The sequence below is a fragment of the Aporhodopirellula rubra genome, assembly GCF_014192335.1.
GTDB classification, from domain to species: domain Bacteria; phylum Planctomycetota; class Planctomycetia; order Pirellulales; family Pirellulaceae; genus Rhodopirellula; species Rhodopirellula rubra.
In genome coordinates this window covers 23,652-49,830 of the sequence record NZ_JACHXU010000019.1, presented here as the reverse complement: position 1 = coordinate 49,830, position 26,179 = coordinate 23,652, and the positions used below count along the sequence as shown (strand labels likewise).

General features: G+C 55.4%; 21 protein-coding genes. 10 read left to right on the top strand and 11 right to left on the bottom strand.

All coding sequences use genetic code 11. From position 1 onward, the window contains the following. The first annotated feature begins 3 nt into the window (after positions 1-3). The 5 genes from FHS27_RS22195 to FHS27_RS22175 all read left to right on the top strand — a co-directional run bounded on the left by FHS27_RS22195 (position 4) and on the right by FHS27_RS22175 (position 7,504). A complete protein-coding gene (locus FHS27_RS22195; RefSeq protein WP_184307130.1) occupies positions 4-1,476 on the top strand; it encodes a RimK family protein in 1,473 nt (490 codons plus the stop codon). A gap of 102 nt (positions 1,477-1,578) precedes the next feature. Beyond that, on the top strand, positions 1,579-2,811 hold the full coding sequence (locus FHS27_RS22190; RefSeq protein WP_184307129.1) for a glutamate-cysteine ligase family protein: 1,233 nt from the start codon (positions 1,579-1,581) through the stop codon (positions 2,809-2,811). Next, a complete protein-coding gene (locus FHS27_RS22185) occupies positions 2,808-3,584 on the top strand; it encodes an N-formylglutamate amidohydrolase (RefSeq protein WP_184307300.1) in 777 nt (258 codons plus the stop codon). The genes FHS27_RS22190 and FHS27_RS22185 overlap by 4 nt, the downstream gene beginning before the upstream one ends. Next, positions 3,529-4,920: an MFS transporter gene (locus tag FHS27_RS22180; protein WP_246420581.1), complete on the top strand. Its 1,392-nt coding sequence runs from the start codon at positions 3,529-3,531 to the stop codon at positions 4,918-4,920. Before FHS27_RS22185 ends, FHS27_RS22180 begins: the two co-directional genes overlap by 56 nt. Positions 4,921-5,272: 352 nt before the next feature. Next, positions 5,273-7,504 carry an amino acid permease gene (locus FHS27_RS22175; protein WP_184307127.1) on the top strand — a complete coding sequence of 744 codons (2,232 nt, stop codon included), beginning with the start codon at positions 5,273-5,275 and terminating at the stop codon, positions 7,502-7,504. A gap of 84 nt (positions 7,505-7,588) precedes the next feature. Here the strand turns inward: FHS27_RS22175 and FHS27_RS22170 are convergent, their stop codons facing one another. The 9 genes from FHS27_RS22170 to FHS27_RS22130 all read right to left on the bottom strand — a co-directional run bounded on the left by FHS27_RS22170 (position 7,589) and on the right by FHS27_RS22130 (position 17,027). Next, positions 7,589-8,272: an aromatic aminobenezylarsenical efflux permease ArsG family transporter gene (locus FHS27_RS22170; protein ID WP_184307125.1), complete on the bottom strand. Its 684-nt coding sequence runs from the start codon at positions 8,270-8,272 to the stop codon at positions 7,589-7,591. Continuing rightward, on the bottom strand, positions 8,269-8,784 hold the full coding sequence (locus FHS27_RS22165) for a nitrophenyl compound nitroreductase subunit ArsF family protein (RefSeq protein WP_184307123.1): 516 nt from the start codon (positions 8,782-8,784) through the stop codon (positions 8,269-8,271). Before FHS27_RS22165 ends, FHS27_RS22170 begins: the two co-directional genes overlap by 4 nt. Positions 8,785-8,794: 10 nt before the next feature. Next, positions 8,795-9,268 (bottom strand): nitrophenyl compound nitroreductase subunit ArsF family protein, encoded by a 474-nt coding sequence (locus tag FHS27_RS22160; protein WP_184307121.1) that lies wholly within the window; start codon positions 9,266-9,268, stop codon positions 8,795-8,797. 358 nt (positions 9,269-9,626) lie between these two features. Then, positions 9,627-9,863: a thioredoxin family protein gene (locus FHS27_RS22155; RefSeq protein WP_083904821.1), complete on the bottom strand. Its 237-nt coding sequence runs from the start codon at positions 9,861-9,863 to the stop codon at positions 9,627-9,629. 16 nt (positions 9,864-9,879) lie between these two features. Further along, complete coding sequence (locus tag FHS27_RS22150) at positions 9,880-11,295, bottom strand: permease (RefSeq protein ID WP_184307119.1); 1,416 nt, start codon at positions 11,293-11,295, stop codon at positions 9,880-9,882. 67 nt (positions 11,296-11,362) lie between these two features. Then, positions 11,363-11,686, bottom strand: coding sequence for an ArsR/SmtB family transcription factor (locus tag FHS27_RS22145; RefSeq protein ID WP_184307117.1), 324 nt, complete (start codon positions 11,684-11,686; stop codon positions 11,363-11,365). A 173-nt stretch (positions 11,687-11,859) separates the two neighbouring features. Continuing rightward, positions 11,860-12,120 (bottom strand): hypothetical protein, encoded by a 261-nt coding sequence (locus FHS27_RS22140; RefSeq protein WP_184307116.1) that lies wholly within the window; start codon positions 12,118-12,120, stop codon positions 11,860-11,862. Beyond that, positions 12,117-13,343 carry an ACR3 family arsenite efflux transporter gene (gene arsB / locus FHS27_RS22135; RefSeq protein ID WP_184307114.1) on the bottom strand — a complete coding sequence of 409 codons (1,227 nt, stop codon included), beginning with the start codon at positions 13,341-13,343 and terminating at the stop codon, positions 12,117-12,119. Before arsB ends, FHS27_RS22140 begins: the two co-directional genes overlap by 4 nt. A gap of 450 nt (positions 13,344-13,793) precedes the next feature. Beyond that, positions 13,794-17,027: a S9 family peptidase gene (locus FHS27_RS22130; protein ID WP_184307112.1), complete on the bottom strand. Its 3,234-nt coding sequence runs from the start codon at positions 17,025-17,027 to the stop codon at positions 13,794-13,796. A gap of 337 nt (positions 17,028-17,364) precedes the next feature. Between FHS27_RS22130 and FHS27_RS22125 the strand changes: the two genes are divergently transcribed. From FHS27_RS22125 to FHS27_RS22105, 5 genes are all read left to right on the top strand, one after another. Next, positions 17,365-18,201 carry a signal peptide-containing protein gene (locus tag FHS27_RS22125; RefSeq protein ID WP_184307110.1) on the top strand — a complete coding sequence of 279 codons (837 nt, stop codon included), beginning with the start codon at positions 17,365-17,367 and terminating at the stop codon, positions 18,199-18,201. Positions 18,202-18,275: 74 nt separating this feature from the next. After that, positions 18,276-19,199, top strand: a complete 924-nt coding sequence (locus FHS27_RS22120) for a hypothetical protein (RefSeq protein ID WP_246420579.1) — start codon at positions 18,276-18,278, stop codon at positions 19,197-19,199. Next, positions 19,199-20,851 carry a serine/threonine protein kinase gene (locus FHS27_RS22115; RefSeq protein ID WP_184307106.1) on the top strand — a complete coding sequence of 551 codons (1,653 nt, stop codon included), beginning with the start codon at positions 19,199-19,201 and terminating at the stop codon, positions 20,849-20,851. Before FHS27_RS22120 ends, FHS27_RS22115 begins: the two co-directional genes overlap by 1 nt. Next, a complete protein-coding gene (locus tag FHS27_RS22110; protein ID WP_184307104.1) occupies positions 20,848-22,074 on the top strand; it encodes a hypothetical protein in 1,227 nt (408 codons plus the stop codon). Before FHS27_RS22115 ends, FHS27_RS22110 begins: the two co-directional genes overlap by 4 nt. Positions 22,075-22,246: 172 nt before the next feature. Next, positions 22,247-23,155 carry an RNA polymerase sigma factor gene (locus FHS27_RS22105; RefSeq protein WP_184307102.1) on the top strand — a complete coding sequence of 303 codons (909 nt, stop codon included), beginning with the start codon at positions 22,247-22,249 and terminating at the stop codon, positions 23,153-23,155. Positions 23,156-23,657: 502 nt separating this feature from the next. Here FHS27_RS22105 and FHS27_RS22100 read toward each other — a convergent pair. Next, positions 23,658-24,086, bottom strand: a complete 429-nt coding sequence (locus FHS27_RS22100) for a hypothetical protein (RefSeq protein WP_184307101.1) — start codon at positions 24,084-24,086, stop codon at positions 23,658-23,660. 408 nt (positions 24,087-24,494) lie between these two features. Next, on the bottom strand, positions 24,495-26,024 hold the full coding sequence (locus FHS27_RS22095; protein WP_184307099.1) for a twin-arginine translocation signal domain-containing protein: 1,530 nt from the start codon (positions 26,022-26,024) through the stop codon (positions 24,495-24,497). Positions 26,025-26,179 lie beyond the last annotated feature (155 nt).

Sequence of the window (26,179 nt, the reverse complement as noted above, 5' to 3'; positions counted from 1 at the left end):
TCCATGAAAACCATTTTGGTTGCCGAATCCGGCGACGATTGGATTGGCGAGTTCGATGATATCACCATCGTCGACCCTCGCGATTACTTGGCATTCCCCGATACCAAAACACGCGGTCGAACTCGCGTTTATAACCTCAGCCGATCGTACGCCTATCAAAGCATGGGTTACTACGTGTCTCTGCTCGCGGAGGCTCGTGGCGAGCGTCCGATTCCCGATGTGACGACGATCCAGGATCTATCCGGATCCACGGCAGTTCGTCTATTGCCGCAGCACCTCGAAGAATTAATTCGGTCATCGCTGAAGGGTTTAACAGGCGAAGAATTTGTGTTGAGCGTTTACTTCGGCGAAAACCTCGCGAAGAAGTATGACCGACTCTCTCGCGAACTGTACAACGTGTTCCAAGCCCCTTTGCTGCGGTTCACATTTTCGCGTCGGAGCCAATGGCGACTGCGGCACGCCACCGCGATCTCGCTCAGCGCCGTACCGCAAAACCATCGGCCGTTTGTCAGCGAGGCGGCCAAACGTCACTTCGCTCGCGGTCGATCGAGTCGCCCCAAACGTAAATCGATGCGTTACGACATGGCGATTTTGCACAACCCGGCCGAAGGTGATCTCGCTCCCTCGGATGAATCAGCGCTAAAGAAAATCGTACGCGCCGCGGCAGCGGAAGGCATTAACGCCGAACTGATCACGAGAAACGAGTCGGGTCGACTCCTCGAATTTGACGCACTCTTCATTCGCGAAACCACCGCCGTGAGTCATCACACCTATCGTTTGGCGAGACGCGGCCAAGCAGCGGGAATGGTGGTCATCGATGATCCCTTGTCGATTCTCCGGTGCAGCAACAAGGTTTACCTCGCGGAGTTGTTGACGCGAGCGAAAGTTCCGACTCCCGAGACGACGATCGTCCACCGCCGCAACGCGGATGAGTTGGCGACTCAAATCACGTACCCGTGCGTTTTGAAACGTCCCGACAGTGCGTTCTCACAGGGCGTCGTCAAGGCGAACGATTCCGATGAGTTTCTCGCCCGGTTAGCGGAATTTTTTGAAGACTCCGAATTGGTCATTGCCCAACGCTACATGCGAACCGATTTTGATTGGCGTATCGGCGTTATGGACGGCCGAGCGTTGTTCGCGTGCAAGTACCACATGGCGCGTGGACACTGGCAAATCGCCAAACACGATGCCAACTCACCCGCGAAACCTCAATTCGGAAAATGCGACACGTTCCCCGTCGAGACCGCCCCACGCAAAGCAGTCGCGACCGCCGTCAAGGCAGCCAACTTGATCGGCAACGGTCTCTACGGCGTCGACGTGAAAGAGGTCGACGGGCAGTTCTACGTGATTGAGGTGAACGACAACCCCAATTTAGATTCAGGAGTCGAAGACGCAGTCCTCCGCGAAGAACTCTATCGTCGAATCATGGAATCTTTCGTCCGTCGCATCGAAGCGTCCCGGCAAACATCGGTGTAGAACACGGTTCGCGGCGAACTATCCCCACACCAACTCTCATTTTCATTTCCGTATCCTTTCCCCCGCTACCTCACTCAACACTCGCTCCCTGCGAAGGCCCCTATGCCGCTCAAATTGTTCGACGCTTTTGGCATCGAAATGGAATACATGCTGGTCGATCGCGACACGTTGAACGTTCGCCCGATCGCTGACACGTTACTCGCTATCTTGTCGGGAGGGCGGACGGCGTGCGATCACGAATCGGGTCCGATCACCTGGTCGAATGAACTTGCGCTACACGTCATCGAACTCAAGACGACTCTGCCAACCACGAACCTCCGTTCGCTTCCATCGCAGTTCGAAACCGCGATCGGTGATTTGCGTCCGGTGCTCGACCGGCTGAACGCCCGATTGCTGCCGACGGCGATGCACCCGTGGATGAACCCCGCGATCGAAACGATCGTCTGGCCGCATGAAAATTTCGAAATCTACCAAGCGTTCGATCGCATCTTCGACTGCAAAACGCACGGATGGGCGAACGTACAAAGCGTTCACCTGAATCTTCCGTTCGACGGCGATGATGAATTCGCGAAATTGCACGCCGCGATCCGATTGGTGCTGCCGCTATTGCCCGCGTTGGCGGCCAGTTCCCCGGTACTCGACGGACACCGAACGGGCATGCTCGATACGCGAATGCGTCACTACGCTGGCCACTGCAGTGTGATGCCCTCGTTGACCGGCGATCTCGTCCCCGAACCGATCTACGACGAAGCCAGTTACCGGCATGAAATTTTCGACACGATTGCCAATGACGTCCGACCGCACGATCCCGACGGTGTGTTTGAAGTCGACTTTTTGAACGCGCGAGGGGCAATCGCTCGATTTGACCGCGGTTCGATTGAGCTGCGTGTGATGGACGTCCAGGAATACCCCGGGGCCGACGTTGCGATCTGCGCCGCTGCGATTGCGGTGATCAAATCATTGGTCCGCGAAGACTGGTCAAACTTGAGCGATCAACAGGGTTTTTCGACGACGCGGCTGCGCGAACTGCTCGAACGCACCACGATTCTCGCTGAGAATGCTGTGATCGACGACGCTGACTTCCTGCGTTTGTTCAACGTAACCAAATCATCTTTGACGGCGAAAGAATTGTGGGCCACGCTGCTCGGCCGAGTCCGCCGTGACGACCAGACGCTCGCGACGCTATACGCGCCTCTGGAGATCATCTTGGATCACGGCACCCTCGCAACACGAATCTTAACGAGCCTCGGTGGTAACTTTGACAGGCAAGCGTTGCATCACGTTTACGATGAAATCGCCGATTGCCTCGACAACTGGGAACCGTTCCAGCCGTGACCGGTTTCGTCGACGCGTCGTTCCTAGTCACCTGTGAACACGGCGGAAATACCGTTCCGCCCGCTTACGACGAGCTGTTCAAGAGCGCCGGCGCTCGAGCCGATCTGCGGAGCCATCGAGGCTACGATCCCGGTGCACTGGCCGCCGCCGAACAGTTCCAACAGCACCTTGGCGCCGAACTTATCGCGTCGACGACGACTCGTTTGCTCGTCGACCTGAATCGCTCGATCGACAACGCTGAACTTTTTTCAAAATACACGCGTCATCTCTCTCCGCACGAACAAACAGAGTTGTTGGCGGCCCACTACCATCCCTACCGTCAACGAACCGTCGCGGCGATCGATCAGCAATTGGCCGAATCGCGTCCCGTTATCCATCTGTCGGTCCACACCTTCACGCCTCGATTCAAGGGTGTGTGGAGGCACATTGACGTCGGACTTTTGTTCGATCCGGGTCGCAATTGCGAGGTAGAGTTTTGCGAGCAATGGCGGCAGAGACTCGCGAGCAGTTCCCCTTCGCTGCGGGTGCGCCCCAACGAACCGTATAAGGGCGTCGACGACGGTTTTACGGCCGCTTTGCGTCGACAATACGCGGCCCGCGACTACGTTGGTGTGGAAATTGAAATCAACAACCGATTTGCAAAACGATCTTTGAACGCCTTCGCCAAACCGGTAATAGCTCTCCTGCAAACTCTTCCCCACCGGACACTCACTTTCGATGGATCGGATACTCACCTTTCGCGAAGTCGCAGACCTGGAAAAGGAGGAGGGTGACGAGCGCAATTTGGGTCGCAGCATGGGCGACGCAGCTTGTTTCGGCGGAATGGTCGGTTGCGGCGAAAGCTACTTTTCCGCGTTCGCGTTAGCGGTCGGCCTCGGCGAAACCGCATCGGGTCTGGTAGCCAGCATCCCGCTGTTGGTCGGTGGCGTGTTGCAGTTAATCTCTCCCATGGCGATTCAGTGGGTCGGCGGATTCCGGCGTTGGATCGTTGCCGGCGCCGCGTTGCAAGCACTCGCGTTCGTGCCGCTCGCGTTGGCGGCCTGGCACGAGTTCCTCACCCTGCCGATGATGTTGCTGATCGCGTCGGTCTACTGGGCCGCGGGATTGTCGACCGGCCCGGCGTGGAACACTTGGATCGAACAAATTGTCCCGTCGCAACAACGTGCTCGTTTTTTCTCTCGTCGTTCTCGTTTGCAGCAATCGTGCACGTTCGGCACATTGATGATCGCCGGACTCGTTCTGCACTGGACATCACGTGAAGGCATCGCGCTACTGGGCTTTGCGGGCCTATTCGGATTGGCGGCATTGCTGCGATTGATGTCCGCCGGTTTTTTGCACCGGACCCGGGAACCCAGCGGTCTCGACGAAACCTCGGTAGAGCTTTCCTCGGCCGAATCGGATAGCGTTGCGAATACGGCCGCGAACACGTCCGCAGACGTGCCACAAACAACTAGCACTCGCGCGGCCCTGCGTCTGCTGGTGTACCTCGTCGCAATGCAAGTGTTCATCCAACTCAGCGGGCCGTACTTCGTCCCTTACATGCTCGGACAGTTGGAGTTCGGTTACGGCGTCTATGTCAGCTTGGTCGCGATCGCGTTTCTCAGCAAAGTCATCGCGTTATCATTTTGGGGCCGGGTTGCCGAAAAGGCCGGTGCGACGAAAGTGCTGTGGTTCGGCGGAATCGGTTTGGTGCCGTTGGCGTCGCTTTGGATCGTATCGACCAATATCTATTGGCTCGCAATGATCCAAATGGTCAGCGGCGTGGCGTGGGCGGCGTATGAACTCGGGTTCTTCCTGCTGTTCTTCGAGATGCTGCCTGCAAATCAACGGACGCGTTTATTGACCTACTATAACTTCGCAAACACGTTGGCGGTGTGCTTGGGCGCACTCACGGGAGCGGCCATCCTTTCGCAATTCGGCTGCGAATCGGAGACCTACTATTACCTGTTTGGGATTTCGTCGGTCGGTCGCATGTTGTGTCTCGCGCTGTTGGCGGGAATCGTCTTGCCGAACGTTTCGTTGAAAGCAATCCGAATGCGCATCCTCTCGGTCCGTCCGGGTGCCGCCAGCGTGACGGCGCCGATCATCGCCAGTGCTGAAGAGCCCTAGCGTCGTCACCCGCCGATGCGTTAAGACAGACACGGCATCGTTCGATGTCTTCGCTCGCCGTTTGTCTTTCGTCGCAAAAATCGAATGCAAAACGACCGGTCCCGCCCTGCTGCATCTTCGAGATGCCAGGCCCGGGCGATCGCACCGCCACTACCGCGAGCGGCAACGACGAAATCCGTCACCCAGTGGCTTCCTTAAGAGATAGCTTTTGTCCCATCGGTTTATCGAAGCCGTACCGCTGACGCGATAGCCACGGCGAGCGTTACAATCTCGCCATCGCATCGGAAAGCGTGTCAGAACAAAAAGGCGCAGTCGTATCTACTTCCAAAAAGACCAATCGCTGTCATCGCCGATGACGGACCTGCAAGGAGGTCAACCGGGCAAGTTTGGAACGTTCGGTGGCGTGTTCACTCCATGCACGCTCACGATCCTGGGCGTGATCATGTTCCTGCGGTTCGGCCAAGTCGTCGGCCAAGCAGGAATCTTTGATGCGATTTTGATTGTCTTGGCTGCGAAGACCATCACGACGCTGACCACGTTGTCGCTGTCCTCGATCGCGACGAACACCCGCGTCAAAGGCGGTGGAGCGTACTACCTGATCAGCCGCAGTTTGGGTGTCGAGTTTGGCGGCGCGATCGGCGTGCTGTTCTTCTCCGCTCAGGCGATCTCGGTGGCGATGTACGTGATCGGTTTCACCGAAGCGTTCTCGGTGACGTTTCCGAAACTCGCACCCTATTTCACGGAGGTCGCCACCTTCGTCAATCTGCTCACGTTCATTTGCGTCTACATCGGCGCCGGTTGGACGATCCGTGTGCAATATTTCATCCTCGCGATTCTGGTCGCGGCGCTAGCATCGTTCTACGCCGGCGCGATCCAAGATTTCAATCCGGAATATTTACACGCAAACATGACGCCGCGGTTTTCCGACGGCGAAAGTCTCTTCACCATGTTTGCGTTGTTCTTCCCCGCGGTGACGGGGATTATGGCGGGAACGAACATGTCGGGCGATTTGGCGAACCCGTCGCGCTCGATTCCGCGAGGCACGCTGTTGGCCATTGCCGTGACGGCGGTCGTCTATCTGTCGCAAGCCTTCCTGTTGGGATGTGCCCGACCGGCCGAAGAATTGGTCAACAACAACATGGTCATCCGCGATATCGCGGTTTGGCCGCTGGCGATCACGGCGGGCGTGTTCGCCGCCACGCTCTCATCTGCCTTGGGCAGCATGATGGGTGCACCGCGAATCTTGCAAGCGTTCGCGAGAGATCAAATCTTCTCTTCGCTCGAGTTTTTCGGTGCCGGCAGCGGCGAAACGAACGAACCACGACGCGCCACCGTGCTAACCTTTATCGTCGCCCAAGTGTGTATCCTATTAGGCGACCTCAACGCGATCGCGCCGATCATCACGATGTTCTTCATGATCACGTACGGGCTGCTGAACCTAGCGACGTTCTACGAAGCGATTACGAAAAACCCCAGCTACCGCCCGACGTTCCGATACAGCCACTGGGTTACGTCACTACTCGGCACGCTCGGCTGCGTCGGCGTAATGTTCCTGATCAATTGGGTTTGGGCGACCGTTTCGATCGCGTTCATCGGCGGGCTTCATTGGTACATCCGATCCAAAGAAATTGAATCCCGATGGGGTGATTTGCAGAGCGGAGTGATGTTCGAACGGGCACGAAAGGCGCTGCTGCGTTTGGAACTCGAGGCCTATCATCCGAAAAACTGGCGTCCCGTCATCATGGCACTCAGTGGAACGGGATGGACACGCCCTCACATCCCGATTTTGGGATACTGGCTAACCTCCGGGCACGGCATTCTGACGTTGGCACACGTCGTCTGCGGTGACATCGAGGATCACGCTGAACGACGCGAGCGGTACGAAAAGACGCTTCGCAATTTCATCGCCCGCGAAGAACTCGACGCATTCCCCGTGGTGACGTGCAACGAAATGCTGTCCGACGGGATCGAGTCGTTAATTCAGTGCCACGGTATCGGAGGCATCCGTCCGAACACGGTGCTGATGGGTTGGCCGCGTGAGGAGAAAGCCGAATCGTTTGGGGCGAACATACGCGTCATCGCGAGAATGAACCGCAGCATCCTGGCGGCCCGATTCACATCGCATCGCGACAACACCACGGACTCCGACGAATCGACCGCGTTGGATGAACATTGGAGCGTTCCACAAGGGACCATCGACGTATGGTGGCGTGGGATGGCCAACGGAGCGTTGATGCTGTTGCTCGCCCACCTGCTGCACAAAAACCCGGGATGGCGAAACAATACAATCCGAATGATGCGGGTGGTGGATTCCGTTGAAACGAAACCGGAAGTCGAACGCCACATGTCCGAACTCGGCGCCGCCTCACGTATCACCTTCCTACCAAACGTTGTCGTGACTGATCGCCCGGCACATGAAGTGATTCCTAAAGAGTCTGCCGACGCCGCGATCGTCTTGCTCGGTTTCCAAACTCCCGAGGAAGGCCACGAGATGGAACTCTATCAACGCATGGAATCCATCGCAGGCAACCTTCCCCGCGTGCTCTTCATCGATAGCGCCGGTGGCATGGCATTGGAATCGTAGGCGAAGAAACTCTCCGTTGTTAGCGCGTCCGGCAATGTGCGATCGGAGAATCACCGGACGGAAACGAGAACATGCCACGAGCGTCTATGCCATGAAGACGTAGCGAACCGACATGTAGACGCCGATCACCAACATGACCGCGCCGGTCGCGTTTCGCGCCCACCACTCAATCTTGCCGACGGCATTGAACGCGGTGCCGAGTTTTTTGGAACCGATCGCAATCAGTAGAGCGAACACGATGACCGGCACTGCTGTTCCGATGCCGTACAGCAGCGGCATCGTAAAAGTCGAACCCGCACCGAGTGAGGCCATCACGTTGCCGAAAAACAAGGCGGCTGAGGTCGGACAAAACGCGAGCGCAAACACGATCCCCAACAGTAGCGATCCCCAGATACCGAGCGAGTCGACTCGGTCCTTCAACCGTTCGGACACACCGCCACCACCGACATCAATCTGGATCACGCCCAGCAAAAACATGGCGACGATAATCAATAGCGGCCCGAGAAACATGTGCATGTACTTTTGCAAGAACATCGACGCCTGCGGAACCGACAGCATCGTGTTCACGAGCACGAAAGCGAGCCCCAGGTACGCGACCATCCGGCCCAGCGTGTAGAGCACTCCCGCGATTAGCACGCGACGAGTGTCTTCCCCCCGACCGCCGATGTAGCTGATGGCAGCAATATTTGTCGCCAAAGGACACGGACTGATCGAAGTCAGAACGCCCAACCACAATGCCGAGAACGCGGCGACGGCGATCTCAGTCATTGATTCACCTCGGGCTCAACGAGCGTTCCGTTCAAATATCCTTTCACGGCATCACCGACATACGCGTGGAATTTCTCAGGCTGCCCGACAAATTGCCAAACCTTCGGCATTGGCATCCACCGTGTCACCTTTCCATCGTTAACGTCCATCAGGATGAGAGTCGGTCCCTTGATCTTGTAGTACGCCGCTAACTGCGAGTACTTCGGATCCTGAAAGTCAACCAACCGAATTTGAACCGCCTTCGACTCCATCTCGGACACAAACCCCTTCGTCATCGTTTCACTCGCCAAAGCTCCGATCCGTTTACACGTCGGACACCGTTCGGTGCGATGAAAATAGGCCGCGATCACCTGATGTGATGGTGCGAGAACGTCGCTTTTCGCTTTCGTCACATCATCGCCGGCGGCGTGCGTGACCATGACGGTGGCGGACACGAGACACCAGACCACAATACCGATCACTCGTTGACGCATTTTGACTTCTCCGTTGAATTCCGTTGTTGGTACTGACAATACTCCGGTCTTACATCTTCAACATTTCTTCCGCCTGCTCGACGACATATCCCTTGAACGCTTGCTCGTCGCCGACAAATTCCCAGACACGATTCAGGTTTCGCCAGTCGGCAGGTTTCCCATCAACCATGCGGACCAGAACCACCGTCGACGAGAAGATCTCGTAGTCATCCGCGTAGTGCTTGTTCGCAGGAGCTTCGTAATTGGCCGTGTGCCAATGAAGATCACCGGATGTCAATTGTCCTGCGAAGTTTTCCTCTATCGCCTGTTGGGCGTAGTTCTCGATGTTTCGACAAGTCGGACATCGAACGTCACCGTGAAAAAACGTGGCGACCAGCCCATCTGATGGCAACGCATCTGCTCGCGCCGAAGTCGCATTGTCGACCGCGGGCTCTTCGCCGGATTGCTTGACGACCGCGGTCGCGACCGTCGCTCCGACAAACAACAGCAACCCAATCGAAAACACGCTTTTGATTCTGTTCACGGAACACTCCCAAATTATTTTGTTTTGTTTGAGCTAGCATGGGCTCCGCTACGTTAGCGATCATCCCACCGGGCTCATTTCGGGTGTCATCTTGTGATCATACCGTAGCAGGATGCAATGTTTTTGACGTCGTGTGCGACAATCTGCTCGCTTCGCCCTCGGCCACGAACCACCGGTGAAACCTGTCCAATGCCACCTACGTTGTCGCCCGTCGGGTAACTGACACGCACGCGTTTGTCTTTAAGACTCACGCAAACCGTGGGTTCGATTCGGTGTCCACCTTGGAGATCCGGACCTACCTGGCGAAGCAAACAACACTGGACATTCGCTCGGTGCCCACGCATACGAACCGGTTGCGTTAGCTCTGCAAGACTTTCACGATTTCATCAACCGTCGCCACCTTGCCGACGATCTTGACTTCGCCGTCGACCGCGAGAGCCGGTGTGCTCATCACACCAAACTTGACGATCTCGTTGATGTCTTCGACTTTTTGCACGTCCGCTTGGATGCCGGCTTGCTGAATCGCCGCATCGACGTGCTCCTTCAACGCGACGCACTTCCTACATCCGGTCCCGAGTACTTGAACAGTCATCATTACCATTTCCTCTTTTCTAAGGTTTGAGAGAGTGTGTGAGTGAAACGAAATCGGCGGACGCAACTGCATCCGCCGTGGGTTGAGCATGACTCGGATAAAGCGTCCCGTATCCCATCCCTGCCACGGTTGCCATGACGATCACGAGCGCAACGAACGCGGCCGTTTTCGCATTACCAACAACGCTGCGAATCACCAGAATGCTGGGCAGCGACAGAGCTGGCCCCGCCAACAACAACGCCAACGCCGGTCCCGACGCCATGCCGTTTCGCATCAACGCTTCTAGAATAGGGACCTCGGTCAGCGTCGCGAAGTAGAACAAACAGCCGATGATCGACGCAATCAAATTCGACGTGAAGCTGTTGTCGCCCACCAGAGCAGCGACCTGCTTTTCAGGCACCAACGCACCGAGGAACCCAACGACGAACACGCCGCCAAAGAGCAACGGCACCAGCAATTTCGCAAACTCCCAGGTGTGATCCATCCATTGGCCGAAGTCCTCTCGGTCCAACCAAGCAACGCTCATGGCCACGACGACTAGCCCCATCATTCCCGCGAGATACCAGCGGTAGTGATGGATCGTGGTCACCCAAGTTTCGACATCTTTGATGCTGGCAATTTCGGACTTGGCCAACCGCACCACGTCCGCCTGCTCGTGTCCGAGCACCGCCGCCTTCAGCCGAAGGTCGTAGCTGTTTTCAGTTTCATACTGCAGCGTCGCGGCGAACTGAGTCCCGTCGGTGAGCTGCACGTCTTTGTCGCCTGGGTTAAACCAGTCGCTAAAAATAAGGAATAACAACATCGCAGCCAACATCGCCGCCGATTGCCACAGAGGCCGTTTGGAAGCGGGCGGATCGGGCATCGCCAAGGTCGCCTGATTTCGATCCTCTTCGCTACTGCGGAAGAACATCGACATCAAAATTCCGATGATCACCCCAAAGACGATCGCTCCGATCACACGAGCCACGCCCAATTCGAACCCGAGCACGCGAGCGGTCAGAAAGATCGCCAACACATTGATGGCCGGTCCGGCGTAGAGAAAACAGGCCGCCGGACCGAGCCCCGCACCAATTCGATAGATGCCCGCGAACATCGGCAGAACGCTGCAAGAACAAACGGCCAACACCGTGCCCGAAATCGAAGCAACGCTATACGCCTCGACCTTGTTCGCCTTGGGGCCCAGATGTTTCAGCACGGACTCCTTCGTCAGAAACGTCGTGATCGCACCAGCGATAAACAATGCGGGGACCACGCAGGCCAGCGTATGGTTGCGAGCGTACCACTGCAAAAGCACAAACGCTTCGACGATCGCGCCGGTCACCATCGCGGCAACCGGACTCGTCCCCTCAGCAAAACTCGGTGTCGCCAGTGGCACGAAATAGGCAAACAGGAAGACGGCTAGAAAAGCAGCAAAGATTTTCAATTCCCGGTTCATGACTCTCAACACCCTTTCGTGCGTATTTGCACAAGTGTGCAATTACACTAATAAAAAAAGGCTGCCGCTAGGACAGCACTTTCAACTGACTCTTCAAATGTCCCTGGACGACCGATTCGATACATCCGAACAGGCCCGTCAAACACTTAACTCTCAGACGATAAAACACCATCTGCCCGTGTTTTTCACTCTCAACGATGCCCGCATTTTTGAGCTGAGTGAGGTGCCGAGAAACCGTGGACATGTCCGTCCCGATCGCTTCGGTTAAGTCGCAAACGCAAACCTCCTCATGCTCCGCCAACACATCGATCAGCTTCAACCGTGCCGGGTGAGCCAGCGCCTTGAGCACCTTCACTCGCGTTTCGTATTTGGCTTTCTCTTCTTTATTCATGTCACCACTATCGTCATTTGCGTATTTGCATCTTTATGCAAACATAGGCCTGCGACATACCAACGTCAACATCAACGAAAGCGTCGCCCGAAATCCTGCTACCGGATCTGCCCTGAAATGCCAGGACGGGTTAGGCCAATTCACTTTTGCCATGCGGACGCGTTCTCCAAAGTTCAGCCATTCTGCACGACGGACTCCAACGCGACCTTCGCCATACAGAGTTTGTAGCAATGATCGAAAACGGGGCACCGCTGACACTCGTCCCACTGTTCTACGTCCGTCTCGACCGAGCGACGGCTGAATCCAGGATAGAAACCGGCCTCCTTCGTCAAATTCACCGTGAAGACTTTGCCTCGGTTAGGACGGTTCGCTTGCAAACGCAATCCATTGGGAAACATCTCGCCAAAGCAATCCGGGTGCGCGTGGTCGTTCATCGATTGACTCCTTGGATGGCGGCCGCACGCGGTGATGCCGTCGAGAACCATCCCTGCGTCCGCAGGCAAAACTTGACCAACATCAGCATCAGCGGGACTTCGATCAGTACGCCAACGACCGTCGCGAGGGCTGCCCCCGATGACAATCCGTAAAGCATCGTGGCCGTTGCGATCGCGACCTCGAAATGATTGGACGCACCGATCATCGCTGTCGGTGCCGCGGTCTCGTACGTGAACCCGAACAACTTCGACGCCACATAGCCGAGGGCGAAAATGGCAATCGTTTGAATAGTCAGGGGGATCGCGATCCAAAGAATTGTCAGTGGATTGGCAACAATGGTTTCGCCTTTGAACGAAAACAACAACACCAACGTCGCCAACAACGCGGTGATCGTGACCGGCGTCAAATAGTGAAGGAACGATTCGCGAAACCACTGTTCGCCTTTCGCACCAATCAGCCACCGACGGGACAGGTATCCCGCGACCAACGGCAACGCGACGTAAACCAAGATCGAGAGCAACAACGCTTGCCACGGGACAGGCAACTGACCGACGCCCAAGAGGAATCCTCCCAGCACACCGTATAGCACGAGCATGGTTAACGAATTGACTGCCACCATGACCAACGTGTGGCCATCGTTCCCTTTGGACAGATACCCCCACACCAACACCATCGCCGTACACGGAGCAATGCCTAACAGGATGCAACCGGCGAGATAGCTACGCCAAAGCGGAACCTGCAACATCTTCACTCCATCGACCAACACGACTTCACCGGCGCCATAGGTCGCACCGAGTTCGAGATTGCTGCCCAGCGGAGCCTTCACGAGGTCCACCGCATCAGGCCCGATGAACCCGAGAAAGACGGTCCCCAGAAAAAAGCTGGCGATCGCGTACATCGTGAACGGCTTGATCGCCCAGTTGATGAACAGTGTCAATCCGACCGGACGAAGCGATTTGCCAGCGCGGACCACTTCGCCAAAGTCAATCTTGACCATGATCGGATACATCATGAAAAACAAACAAATGGCAATCGGAATCGAAATCACCGGAGCGTCATTGACGTAAATCGCCATCCCATCGAGCGACTTCGACAAACCTGGCGAAATTTTTCCCAGCGCGATTCCAATCACGATGCACGCCGCAACCCAAACCGTCAGATAGCGTTCAAAGACCCCCATCTGTTTTGACTCGTCGACGGGACAGTTGCTCTCTTGATTCATTTCCAATCTCCTTTGAAACCTCTTTCGATCGGCCGGCTATGTTCACCGAGTCGCTCGTTCCACGTTGCTCACTTCGTTTTCCGGCAGAGCATCTGACATCGGCCCCACAAAATCGCCTATCGGCGATAAACGATCTTCAAGTGCAAAAAAAAGCCACATAAGTTCGCATTATGACTACGCTTCGCTCTCGGTGACACGCAAGTGTTGCTTTCGACCGAACCGACAACCAAACGGTCACCCTGCGAGAACCCCTATCGCCTATCTACGATACACGATACGCCGACTCCCGCGAGGCGTCAATTGCGACATTTTGCTCCACCCACGTCGGCAGATTCGTCACCGTGCACAGTCAAATCGTGATTGCGTGCGAGAGCAGACACGATTCACGTCACTGGACACGCATCTTGGATGCGGCCGCACTCTCAGCCGATATTGCGCGATCGCACAACATCACTCTTCCATCGGTTCGAGCAAATCGAGGCCGAAGTTCTCACCCTTTTCGACCGCGGGCACACCCACGGCCATCCACTCCGGCTCGGGTGCATCTTTGAGATAGTGGTCAAAGAACTGTTGCATGCGAATCGCAAAGTCGCGGCGATTGTGGTCCCCCATCACCCAGTGCGGATCACCGTTGTAGTTAAGCATCCACGCTGGTTTCTCGAGACGCCGCAACGCAACGAACAGCTCGATTCCCTGATACCAGGGAACCGCACCGTCTTGATCGTTGTGCAGAATCAAGAGCGGTGTGTTGACTTTGTCGGCGAAGAAGAGCGGAGAATTCTCGATGTACTTTTTCCGCGCCGACCAAAGGTCCTCACCGATCCGGCTTTGGGTCCTCTCGTATTGAAACATGCGACTCCTACCGCTGCTCCAACGAATCCCGCCGTACGCACTGGTCATGTTGCTCACCGGGGCTCCCGCTTCGGCGCATGCGAACCGATCGGTCTGCGTCACGAGGTAAGCCGTTTGATAGCCGCCCCAACTATGGCCCTGCATTCCGATTCGATCTTTGTCCACGAACCCCTGGGCGATCAAATGGTCAACGCCCGGAAGGATCGCATTGGCGGCACTCTGGCCGGGCTGTCCCGTCGTGTAGGGGATGTCCGGAATGAAGACGACATACCCACGGCTGACATAAAAACTAAAACAGATGATCGAACGCCCCGCCGCCGGTGGAAAGTAGCGATGCAGATTATCCGAGCTGCGTTCATAAAAATAGACGAGCATCGGGTACTGTTTGGACGGATCGAAACCATCCGGCTTCATCAGAATTCCGTCGAGAGCTTGATCATCCTGCGCTTTCCAATGAGTCAACTCGGCGGTGCCCCATGAGTACTCATCCTGTTGCGGATTGGCATCGCTAACGCGGTGAATTTCCTCGAAATCGGTCGTGCTCGTCCAAAGATCAGGAAACCGCCGAAACGTGCTGCGAGTGAAAACCACTCGGTCACTCTCTTTGGCCTTTTGTAATTCCGAAAGATTCTCATCCAAGATAATCAATTGCCGCAGCGACTTCTTTTTCGTGTCCCCTTCCTTTGCGTTCTGCTTCTTGCCGTCCCGCTCAAGGCTTGCCAGATCAAGTGCGTAGAAGCCGCTTGCTTTCGTATCGCGGTGAAACGCGGTCAGGATCAATGTCGCGGCTGGGTCAATCGAACGCTGCTCTTGATCGAGCCGACGATAGCGAAAGCGGATATCACGTTTCCGGCCCTGCCCCTGCGTGATGCAGTTGGGTTTCGATTCACCGGTCGGATCGAGTTTCCAAATGTCGTGCGAGTCGTAGATCAAGATGGCTCGATCATCGTCCATCCACCCCGCCGTTCCATACGCGGGCGGAAGGGTGGGGTGGTCGTCGAGTTCGTCATGAAGCGAGTGTTTGATCCCTTTGCTGATTTCGATCGTTTTAGCATCCTTCCCCTTGGTCGCTTTGGCGAACCACTTCTCTTGCTCCGCATCGAACCAAACAAGATACTTCCCGTGTGGTGAAATCGACGCATCCCATCGAACGTTTTCCAACACCCGCTCGCGACGCCCCGAATTGAGATTCACGAGATAAACATCCTGAAATCCCGGAACCTCCCACGAGAGCGTTTTACGATAGGGAACATCCGTGTTGGCAACCGCGAGTTGAGCGGGCGATCGTTCGTCGACGCGGATCGACGGGATCTCGCTGTCCTCCAATTGGATCATTCGTTTTGATTTAAAGACGTAGGCAGCACGGTAGCGTCGATTGCGTTCGCGTTCCGCCTCGAGGAGTTGTTGCGGTTGCAGTGTCGGATCCTGCCAATGCCAAATATCGAGTTTGGCACGATCGTCGGAATCATCGTCCTCGACTTCTCGCTCCTCCGCCTTTGCCTTGGCCTTTGCCTTTGCCTTTCGCTGTTTCAAAACCGCTTCAGGGATCGGCGCCGTCTGAAAATACAACCGACGGTCATCGTCTGAAAAAATGGGGATGGATTGTGGCGCAATCCACCATCGCGCCGGGAGCCCCTGGTCGCCTTCGGTGACGAGACGGGTTGCCTTCTTCGCACCCGCGTTCCATTGGTAGAGATCCCACGAAGGCGTTTTCGACTCGTAATCCTCTTTGTTACCGATGAACGCCAATCGCGAACCGTCTTCGTTGAACGCCAGATTTTTGTATTCACCGACACCGCTCACAATCGTACGCAAAGCGAGTGACTTAAGCTCGATGACGTGAACGCCGTCGCCAGGGCCACGATCCGTTTGCTCGCTTGCGTCTCGCTCTTTGGATTCCGCCCCCTTGGCTTTCTTCCCCTTTTGCTTGTCCGATTGGTTCGAAGGTTTTCGTTCGCCTGATTCGGGGGCGTCAACGGAGGTTACGAAGGCGAGCCACTTCCCTTCTTTCGAAAAGCGAAACGATCGAACGGCGGGAAACGTCCGCACCACTTGGGTATCGAGGTGAATCAATTTAAGCGGCGTGCCGGTCGGCTTGTCCTTCTGCTCGGATTCGTCATCCTCATCCTCGTCGTGTTTCTCCGATGCAGTCTCTTCTGCAACTTCCGTCTTCGCAGCCGCCTCGATGCTCCCGCGTTGCCGAGCAACTTCCTCGCGACTCTTCAGCTTCAGTTTCTTCGCGGGTCGCTGAAGTCCTTCAGGTGTGACCACGTAGATCTCGCGATCCCCCGAGGCGGTCTTGTCGATTTCGTCGGGTTCATTCGACTTCTCCATCAGGCAGGCAACCCAATCCCCGTTCTCCTTGGGAAGTGCGAACGATCGCACACCTTCCAATGTCATCACGTCGCCTGAATCGAGTTCGACGATCTGCAGGATCGCTTGGGGCATCTCATCAGAATCCTTTTTCTGCTTCCGCAGTTGCTTCACCTTCTTCTTTTCCGGTGTGATGCGGTAAATCACGAATCGGCTGTCGGCGGTGAAACGTGCTCCCGTTCCGCGTTCGATAACGTACTCGCGCCCCGTTGTGGTCTGCTGGATATGCAACGTGCCTTCCCCGTCGATCTCGCCACTCTTGACCGTGTACAGGATCCAATTCCCGTCATGCGAGAGACTCGGGCCGGAGAGAGAATTCCAGACGTCGTAGTCGCCATGGTCGAGCGTTTTCCGAGTGACGTCCTGCGAGTGAAGCCCGTCGACGGCGATGCAGCTGGCAAAAGTGAACACCCATGCATAAACGCAAAGACGAGGTCCGAAAACAGAATGTGAAGGCATTGGTGAAGTCCGGGGAAGCGATCGAATCCGAGCGACACAAGATAATCACATTCAACCCAGATGACTCCGGCGGAGGCGTGCAAATCAAATGCGAACCGATCGCCACTTCATCTAGCCAGAACTCGAAACGACACAAAAACGCCGTAAATACCGTGTTGATACGTCAGGGCCGATTTCGCGCGACAGCGATCAATGGTGCCGTATCCGCCCATGCAACGGTTCTGTTTTTTTTTCGTTTGTCGTGCAACATTCTCTTGCAACGTACGACTGCCTGGATAGAGACCGCTTATCGCGGTTCGAACAGTTCCACTCAGGACTCTCGGGAGGGTCAACCAACATGCTTCACATCGTTAAATACTCACTGTGGGCAACCGCCGTATTAATCGTAGGAGGCTTCCTTTTGCTGGGAGCCAATTTCACCAGCTACATTCGGACTTCGACGCGGGCGGTACAGGAATCAGTCCAGGATGCTGTTCCGCTAGAATTTGAACTCCGACGGGCTCGCGATTTGATCGATGCGATCCTTCCAGACCTGCAAACGCAGGTTCGCGTGATTGCCGAAGAGGAAGTCGCGATCAAAGCCCTCGAAAACGATATCCTCGCGAGCAGCCAAAAGCTGCACGAAGAGAAGGCGACGCTCGCTTCACTTCGAAACCGAATGCGTGTTCAGCAGGTCTCCTACGCGATCGGCGGACGGATGGTCTCGCGTGAACAACTCGCCGAACAATTACGTTCTCGGCTGGAACGCTTCCAACAAGGTGAACTCGCGATCACCACAAAGAGCGACTTGCTGCAAAAACGACGTGACGGATTGAACGCGGCACTCACGATGTTGGACCAAATGCGAAACCGCAAATTGCAACTCGAACAGAAAGTCGAAATGCTGGTGGCTCAGGATCGATTACTGAAGGCATCCCAGGTCGACGCCGGGATCGCAATCGACGGCAGCGGTCTCTCTAGCGCAGATCAACTGCTCGACCAAATCGAAACCCGTTTGGCCGTCGCTCAGCGTGTACTTGATCATGAACAAGATGAGTTTGCGATTCCACTCGAGCCATCCGTTTTGACCGAAGACGCGGTTTTGACCGCCTACGATGAGCATTTCGGCAAAGAGAACGGGAGCCAAAGTATTTCAACCGACAAGAATTCGCGCCTCGAACTGACCTCAAAATGAGCCTCGTCAGGTAGCACTTGCCGTCCCCGCCGGAAACAGCCGATGCGAATCGAACTCGATTGGAGGCAATCACCTTGTGTAACGATAATCTGTGTAACAGAGATCTTTGCCACGACGATCCGTGCCACAACGATCTCGAGCAAACCAAGCTCGCGTTGGAAGCCGGCAGATTGGATGAAGCGTTCACTCTGATACAGTTTGCACTTTTGAAATCGTCGCTATACCGACACCACCACGAAACGCAGATGCTGACCGATCGGATCATCACGGAGTTGATCCGTCGCGGCAACCAACATTTTGATGAGCAGCGTCACGATGATGCACAATATGATGCGGACGCTGCATTCCAGTTGGGTGGCCCACAAATCGACATCGCGAAACTGAAACACCGCATCGCACAGCACGATCGAGAGATGAGAAGCCCTCAAGCCGACGCAATGAAAACTCACGCGAAACTCACTGGCGATATCCTGCAGGTGGACGGAATCGGCAGCCTGCTCCTGCTTCAATCCGATACCGTATCGATTGGCCCCCGTTCATCGTCCACCCAGTACGACATTGTGTTGCAAACCGAAGATAACACCGAACCGATCTCAATCAATCGCGACGAGGAAGACTACTTTTTGCGCACACCTCAACAGCGGCTACTCTCCTTCTGTGATTCGATATCGGTTGGACGTCGAGGCCGATTACGATTCACCAAACCGGTCGCTGCTAGCGATTCGGCGATACTCGAGATCAATGGCGTGATGCTACTTCGCCGCGACATCCGCCGAGTTGTGCTATTGGCCGACTCGCTCTTGTTTGGAAGATCGGGATGCCATTTCTCGTTACCCACCTCCGGTCCGCCCGTGATCTTGCAACCAACGCGTGACGGCTACTCGCTTCACCGACAAGGCGGCTCTGACGTGCAAAATCTCAAGACCGGCGGCAGTCTGAGTATCGAGGGCACGCGATTCACACTGACCACTCACTCAAAATCGGAAGCGATGGTTTGATGCCTGCGTACCGATACCAAACCGGCGATTCACCACTGGATGGCTACACGATCCAACATGCACTCGGCAGAGGTGGATTTGGCGAAGTGTACTTCGCGATCAGCGATGCCGGCCGTGAAGTTGCGTTGAAGGCGGTTCAGAACTACGAGGACATTGAACTGCGTGGCATCAGCCATTGCATGAACCTGAAATCGCAACACCTCGTGATGATCTTTGATGTCAAGAAAGACCATGAGGGCACCGCGTGGGTCATCATGGAATACGTTGCCGGTGCCAATTTACGGGAGATTCTGGACGAAGCTCCGTCGGGTCTCGGTACCGAACAGGCCACCTATTTTCTACGTGAACTGTGCAGCGGACTGTCCTACTTGCACGACGCTGGCGTGGTCCATCGCGATCTCAAACCGAACAATATTTTCTTCGAGGACGGCGTGGTCAAAATTGGCGACTACAGTCTCAGCAAAGCGATCACCACCAGTCATCGCAGCGGCCACACGACCACCGTCGGCAGTGTGCATTACATGGCACCTGAAATCAGTCGGGGGCAATACGATAAGACCGTTGACATCTACGCACTTGGCGTGATCCTCTTCGAGATGCTGACGGGGGCACCACCGTTTGAAGGCGACAGCATGGGCGAGGTGCTCATGAAACACCTCTCGAGCGATCCCGATGTCAGTGGCCTGCCCGCCCCGTTTGACCGGATCGTTGCCAAGGCGATGAATCGAGATCCAGATCAGAGATACCAATCCGCCAGCGAGATGAAACGGGATCTCACGCCGGGCAACACCCTCGATCATTCCCGACCGCCGGCAACGTTATCGATGATTGGAGAAAGGGCGGTCCGGCAACGTGCCGACTCGAAGCCATCCGAGGCCGCCTTGGCGGAAACATTCGTGACTCCGGTCGCGTTGCGAGACACTCACCAAGACGAATCATTACCGTTCGAGCGTCCCAGCGGTTCAGACCTGAGCTCCGTGGGGTTGCGGTGGCGACCGAATCAAACTGGACCACTCGCGAAAGATTCGACTTCGATCGGGGTGCGATTGCTGATTGCCGCGGCGGCATGCCTGATGCTTGTACCGTTGGGATGCATGGGAGATCTAAAGCCCTGGTTTTGGGGCGATGTATTCACACTCTCGCTGGTGTGTGCGGCCGGTAGTTCAATCGCGTGTTGGGGCTACCTCGCAGCGATGCCGCATGGCTCCGGTCTGCTCAACGCAATTCTAACGCGTGGCATCGCGGTTGCCCCCTTCATCGTGATCGGCATTCTTTTCGATTCCATGCCGCCGCATATGGAGTTGAACCCTTACATCAGCATCGTCGTTGGCCTCATGACTGCCCATGCGATCATGGACTACCGATGCCTCCTATCCGCCGACCGCTACCCTCGTATCAGCATGACAAAAACAGGGATGGCCGGAGGCATCACGATGATTGCAACAGCACTGTATGACGAGGGCGAAGATCACATTCTATTCGGCATAGCGATCGCATGCGCATCGTCAATCGTCATTCAACTAGTCGCGCCTCATCGACGTCCGATCAATTCCACCGGTCAAGCAGTCAATCCATCAGACACGGTCGACCAGAAAAGCCCAAACCTTCTCGTCAAAAACCAACCTGCATCTCCTGCCTTTGCCAAATCATGAACATCAGTATTATTGGAATATTAATGGTCGCCCTCTTCTTATCGATCCTCGGCTGCATCCTCGTGGGCGTCGTCGCGCTACTGATCGCCGTAGGACGCCGACACGGAGCCGCTGCCGCATTGGGCATGCTGATGGCGGTAATGATCCTGCCCTTGATCGCAATTAGCTTCCTCGCTGTTGGGCGAGTGCAAAAAGTAGATGCTGCGCGGGATATGCCAACCGTGGCGACAGCACGCTCCCAAACGAGTACGACGGCGAAGCCCAAGGCGGTTGACGCTCCCGCTTTCATGGTAACCGCATCTCCTGATTCACGACCCGCCAATTGGTCGACGACTGAGCTAGAAGATTTTCGCGCCGACCTTTATCCGAGCATGATCGAGACAGCGGGCCCACTTGCCCATTTGGTCGCCGAACAGATAACACAAAACGGCCTGCTTCCTGAAAGCGACACGGAGCCCGCAGATTCGCTCATCATCAACGTTCGGGCCGATCGATCCTTCAATGAGAATCGGACGACGTTTCGTTCGACGTTTTCCAGATCTCTTGAAAAGCGATTCCCAGACGCACGTGTTTTGGAATCCGATCATGACGACGCTGAGTCGAATCTGCCTCCCTCCGCAAATGAACGAACGATCGTCGTCAGCCTTTCGGCCCTCATTCGCAAGATCAACACAGCAGCGGCATGGAATCCTCGCATTCCCTCAGAGTCTGGCCATGTCGATGCTCGCATCGAAGCAGGCAACCGATCGGTGGAAACACGAGTCAACTTCGTCGCCAAACCCTGGGTCAACCACTTCGAACAGATTGTTTCCGAGTTTTCCATAAAGCAATTTGTCGTGGGGTACAGCGAATCGCTCGCGTCCACCGAAGCCGAGGCTCGACAATCCGCGATGCAGAACGCGCAATCACAAGTTCAGCTCACATCGTTCGCGAAAAACTCGGGAATCCACACCTTGATCAATGAAACCAATGTCATCGATCGCTTCGCACAAAAACTGTCACGTCCGTACGGCGACGTATGGCGGGAAGCGGTGCTAATCGACCTCTCGCAAGGAACGATGCAAGCCACAGCGACTGATCATGCGGCCGCAGTTGCAACCTCGTCTAGCATGATGATCCGGGCAAACACCGTCATTGCAACCCTCATCATCTTGGCAGCGATTGCGATTTGCGTCTTCGGCAATCTGTTGACGCAGGGGTACCATCGCAAAACGATTAGCTAGCACATCTCCCAAATCTCAGTAGCCGATGCAGGCAAATCTCGGGGAGCTGAATCTTGGTCAATGCAGCCACGGTGAACGTGCACGGCATCATTTGAAGTGCTTTAGTTGCTGATGCGGCCGAAACCGTCATGCTCTTCGGCTAAGCTGTCTCTTTTTGACATGCGATTGAACAATGTCCGACACGAACAGTACCAATGCATTGAACGCAGCAGAAACGCTTTTGTTGCGACTCGTGCGTGCCGGTGATGCCGACGGATGGCGTCAACTCGTGAATCGATACGAACAGCGACTATTCGCGTTTGCCCTCGGTCGACTCGACCAGTCCGCGACTGCTCAAGATCTCGTTCAAGAAACATTCATCGGGTTCCTCCAATCGATGAACCGTTTCCAGGGTAACGCATCGCTGGAATCGTTTCTGTTTCGGATTCTGCGTCGCCGGATTGTGGACCACTACCGCTCCCGCGGACAACATCACGTGGTTCATGCGTGCGAGATCGGCGATGAGCCAGTGCACCTCAACTTGGAAAATGTTCCATCGAAAGACACGACCGCGAGTCAGCACGTTCATAACGAAGAACAGATTGACGCCCATCAAAACGCACTCAGCGTCGCGATCGGCAGCGTAACCAACGAACTACGCGAGTCGCATAAGTTCCGTGATCTCAAAATTGCCGAGGGTTTGTTCTACGCAGGCCTTCGAAATCAAAAACTCGCCGAATTGATATCCATTGCCCCCAACGAAGTCGCAGTCGTCAAACATCGACTACTCCAACGGCTCAACGACCAAGTCTGTTGCGTATTGGGACCGGTGAACGCAGCGTCAGAGAGGATCGAAACGGACCTGATCACCGCCTGGGAAGTCCATCGGCCTAGCTGCCCCAAACGCTCGACACTACGCCGGTACACACTTGGCATCCTACCACCGCCGTGGCAAGACTTCGTTTCATTCCATGTCGAAACTCTCGGCTGCCGCTACTGCCTCGCGAACCTCACGGAACTGAAATCCGTCCCAACACCGAACCGCCGCGACGACCGACTCTTTCAATCCACAATCGGATTCCTAAAGCCAACTCTCGACTGAGAGGTGAAGCGTTTTGCCATCACGCAAGCAGGACAGTGCCACCGTGCGTTTGGAAGGTGAGATGACGGAATCCTTCCTTCACGCATGCTCCCGCAAGATCCCTGAAGGCTTTCGAACAAAGACTCTTAACAGCGACGGAACTCGCAACAGTGCTGCCCATGCATGAGTGCAACACGAATTCCGAAAGCACAATGCGTAGGCATTGAACATGTCCCTGCAAACCGTCTGAACTGAGCAACCTAAGACAAACATGTTCATAAAGATGGAACCGTTAGACAGCCAATGCGGGGCACTCGACAAAGTGTCCATCGTCGCGTCATTAACGAGCGAGGACTCGGTGAAACTCTTTTTCGCTGATCTTCTTAGATTGACGGAACCCAATTACATTTCAACACTGCAACAAGATTCAAAAGCTGGCCGGAGTCTCGCGTCGATCCTGGAACGTGCAAAACCATCATTCGATCGATGCCTATCTCATTACATTCATGAAACAGAGACGAGATTATTCCTTGATTCTCGACGCCTTAAATGTCCAATTAGATCCTCTCCCGTCGGTGAAAATTCCGCTCCATTCTCCAATTTTGTCCATCGATAGTCGCCCTGTCCCCTTAATCAGAATGAGCCGTTTCTTCGGCTCTGTGAATACACGGAAGTCATCAACGTCAAACCGAGTTTTCTGCCCGTTAGGATGATTTTTCCCAACCCTTTTTGAAAATTGCGCGTCGGATGGGTCGAATTTCTGAAATAAGACATGGTTAGACACGCGAAACCGACCTCCTATGATCTTTTTCGGCTCCTGCTTTTTTGACATCTTAAATGCCCATACGGCACCATCAAAATTGTCTTGCGATGTGGCAACAGGTGCAAAGCAGGTTGCTGCGAGCATGCCAAACAAAAACGTCGCAACAATGCGGATCGATACATTGGTCATCTTGAGAGTCCTGCTCTTTAAGTTCACTCGCTGACTGGAAAGCTCCTGCAGATGCTTTGGTAGTGAACGTGGCCCATCCAGCAGACGCGGACAGCATCCAGCAACACCAACCACCCCCAGGGGGCCACCCACAACCCCCGCACCGGAAGCAGGCCAGATTATTGGCGTCGAAAAGCTAGAATGCAAGTAAATTGTGGAGAATTAGCGTTCTTACAGATGCTGACGTGCCGCAAGACGAACAGGCAATCACGATAAATCAAACAAAGTGAACGCAATTAGAAAGAGTATTTCCTCCAGATCCGGAGGGCATCTCAGATCCGTAGGAACGCCGAGATTGTCGTGAGTCCTGGAACCAGCATTGTCACAACAAGATGCGTTTTTTGATTGCGGGCAGCCAACGGAAACACGCTACGCAATTGCGGCGTGAACGCGGTCGACTAATCCGTTGTCGCGGTCTTTGCTGCCTGGCAAGAGGTACGCGGCGTTGGCGAGGTAGGCGGAACGAAATTCGGGTGAGATCGCGTAGTAGTCTTCCAGGACAGCGGAACTGAATTTGTAGTCGTGCGAATCGTTGCCCTTCAAAAACACGAGCCGTCGAGCTTCGTTGATGAGCGTCTCGGGTTGCCCGCCGGATCCGAGGAACCCTCGTATCTCTGCTGACGCCTTTTCGCGATCCTTCGAGACGGTTTCGAATATCTGATTCACCGTTGCCGCAGATGGGTCGACTGCATCAACTCGATCGATCTCCATCGAACGGACGTTTCCGCGTGACCGCATGGACTGCCGGAAGTAGGGAATGAACGCTGCGTTCTGCAGCAACAGTTCGCGCCGGGTTTCGTCGCGATACGTCGATCGAAATGCATACTGCAACGCATTGGTTGACGTTGCTGAATGCAGCGACACGATGCCGGGTTGTTGGCCTAGCATTTCGGCTGCGGACAGGAACAACGCATCACTGATGGATTGCGGTGCGATTCCATCTTCCAACATCGTCGCGGTGGCATCGACCGCTTCACCAGGAGTGGCCTCACGAAGCGTACTCAGCAACGAGGAGGTTGCCCCTGAATCGAGACGTCCGTGTCTCCAACTCTCACTGAGACCGTTACTCCTGCGAGTGGTGACCTGCCATGCCGCATCAGCCGCCAAATCACTGGTCGACGGATTAGGCTCGCCGCTGTGATTCAGGATCGCGTAGGTGAGCGAGCGAAGAACCGGTTCGGCGTACCGCCAACCGATACACTGCAGCGTTCGATAAGAGTTCGCAACGTAGATCGCTTTGTGTCCGATACTGCGAAAGTCACGACAACCGTAATGAGCCAGCACGTCGAATACTTTTGCCGCTGGTGCGGTTCGGCATAAAGCGACGATCGCGACGTCGGCCGCCTCTTCGTCCCATCGATCCATCGCGTCCCGGAACGCGTTCTCGGCTTGGTGCGACGGTGGCACCTTTGACTCGTCAATGGCGGACATCGTCCAATCTCCTTCGCTGACATCGCGTGCCTGTGAAGACTTGAAGTAATCGAGCGCCCAGAAGATAGGCAGCCACCGGTCCGTGTCCGGGGCCGCGAGACTAGCGAGATGTGCGGAGTTAACAACTAGGACAGCGTGAAATTTAAATCCGACACTCGGACGCGGCTGGACGTTACGAACCCCGGCCAACAACAACGCGGCCAACACTTCGCGGTAGCTCGTGCCGGATTGAATTCGCCGGGCAAACGTTTCGATGACCTTCTCACGCGGCGTCTCTTCCAGCAACCGCACGAGCGGCTCGATGTCGGACGAGAACTGAACCGCGTCGGCAGGCAATCGCGTCTCCGCCGCCGAAAGCCGCGGCAACCGACCGAGAAACTCAAACTGCCCCAGCCCTACCGTCGCTCCGGTTACCCCCGCCATCCGCAGAAAATTGCGTCGCGCACGAGTGTTCGATTTACCGTCCATTTCGATCCCCTCTTTTCTAATACGAATCAGGTCCGCCCTACGTCACTGTATGTTACCGCGCACAATCTCAAAGCGTCTAACGATTCTCGATCGCACGTAACGTTTTGCCAAACGGACTGCCATCTTCCATTGTCCAAAACGGATGCTGTAAGCAC

Coding starts and splice junctions, on each gene's coding strand:
- FHS27_RS22140 (WP_184307116.1), bottom strand. CDS start 12,120: ATGAACGACCACGCGCACCCGGATTGCTTTGGCGAGATGTTTCCCAAT.
- FHS27_RS22115 (WP_184307106.1), top strand. CDS start 19,199: ATGCCTGCGTACCGATACCAAACCGGCGATTCACCACTGGATGGCTAC.
- FHS27_RS22150 (WP_184307119.1), bottom strand. CDS start 11,295: ATGAACCGGGAATTGAAAATCTTTGCTGCTTTTCTAGCCGTCTTCCTG.
- FHS27_RS22095 (WP_184307099.1), bottom strand. CDS start 26,024: ATGGACGGTAAATCGAACACTCGTGCGCGACGCAATTTTCTGCGGATG.
- arsB (WP_184307114.1), bottom strand. CDS start 13,343: ATGAATCAAGAGAGCAACTGTCCCGTCGACGAGTCAAAACAGATGGGG.
- FHS27_RS22130 (WP_184307112.1), bottom strand. CDS start 17,027: ATGCCTTCACATTCTGTTTTCGGACCTCGTCTTTGCGTTTATGCATGG.
- FHS27_RS22190 (WP_184307129.1), top strand. CDS start 1,579: ATGCCGCTCAAATTGTTCGACGCTTTTGGCATCGAAATGGAATACATG.
- FHS27_RS22100 (WP_184307101.1), bottom strand. CDS start 24,086: ATGACCAATGTATCGATCCGCATTGTTGCGACGTTTTTGTTTGGCATG.
- FHS27_RS22170 (WP_184307125.1), bottom strand. CDS start 8,272: ATGACTGAGATCGCCGTCGCCGCGTTCTCGGCATTGTGGTTGGGCGTT.
- FHS27_RS22125 (WP_184307110.1), top strand. CDS start 17,365: ATGCTTCACATCGTTAAATACTCACTGTGGGCAACCGCCGTATTAATC.
- FHS27_RS22180 (WP_246420581.1), top strand. CDS start 3,529: ATGGATCGGATACTCACCTTTCGCGAAGTCGCAGACCTGGAAAAGGAG.
- FHS27_RS22175 (WP_184307127.1), top strand. CDS start 5,273: ATGACGGACCTGCAAGGAGGTCAACCGGGCAAGTTTGGAACGTTCGGT.
- FHS27_RS22155 (WP_083904821.1), bottom strand. CDS start 9,863: ATGATGACTGTTCAAGTACTCGGGACCGGATGTAGGAAGTGCGTCGCG.
- FHS27_RS22145 (WP_184307117.1), bottom strand. CDS start 11,686: ATGAATAAAGAAGAGAAAGCCAAATACGAAACGCGAGTGAAGGTGCTC.
- FHS27_RS22195 (WP_184307130.1), top strand. CDS start 4: ATGAAAACCATTTTGGTTGCCGAATCCGGCGACGATTGGATTGGCGAG.
- FHS27_RS22105 (WP_184307102.1), top strand. CDS start 22,247: ATGTCCGACACGAACAGTACCAATGCATTGAACGCAGCAGAAACGCTT.
- FHS27_RS22110 (WP_184307104.1), top strand. CDS start 20,848: ATGAACATCAGTATTATTGGAATATTAATGGTCGCCCTCTTCTTATCG.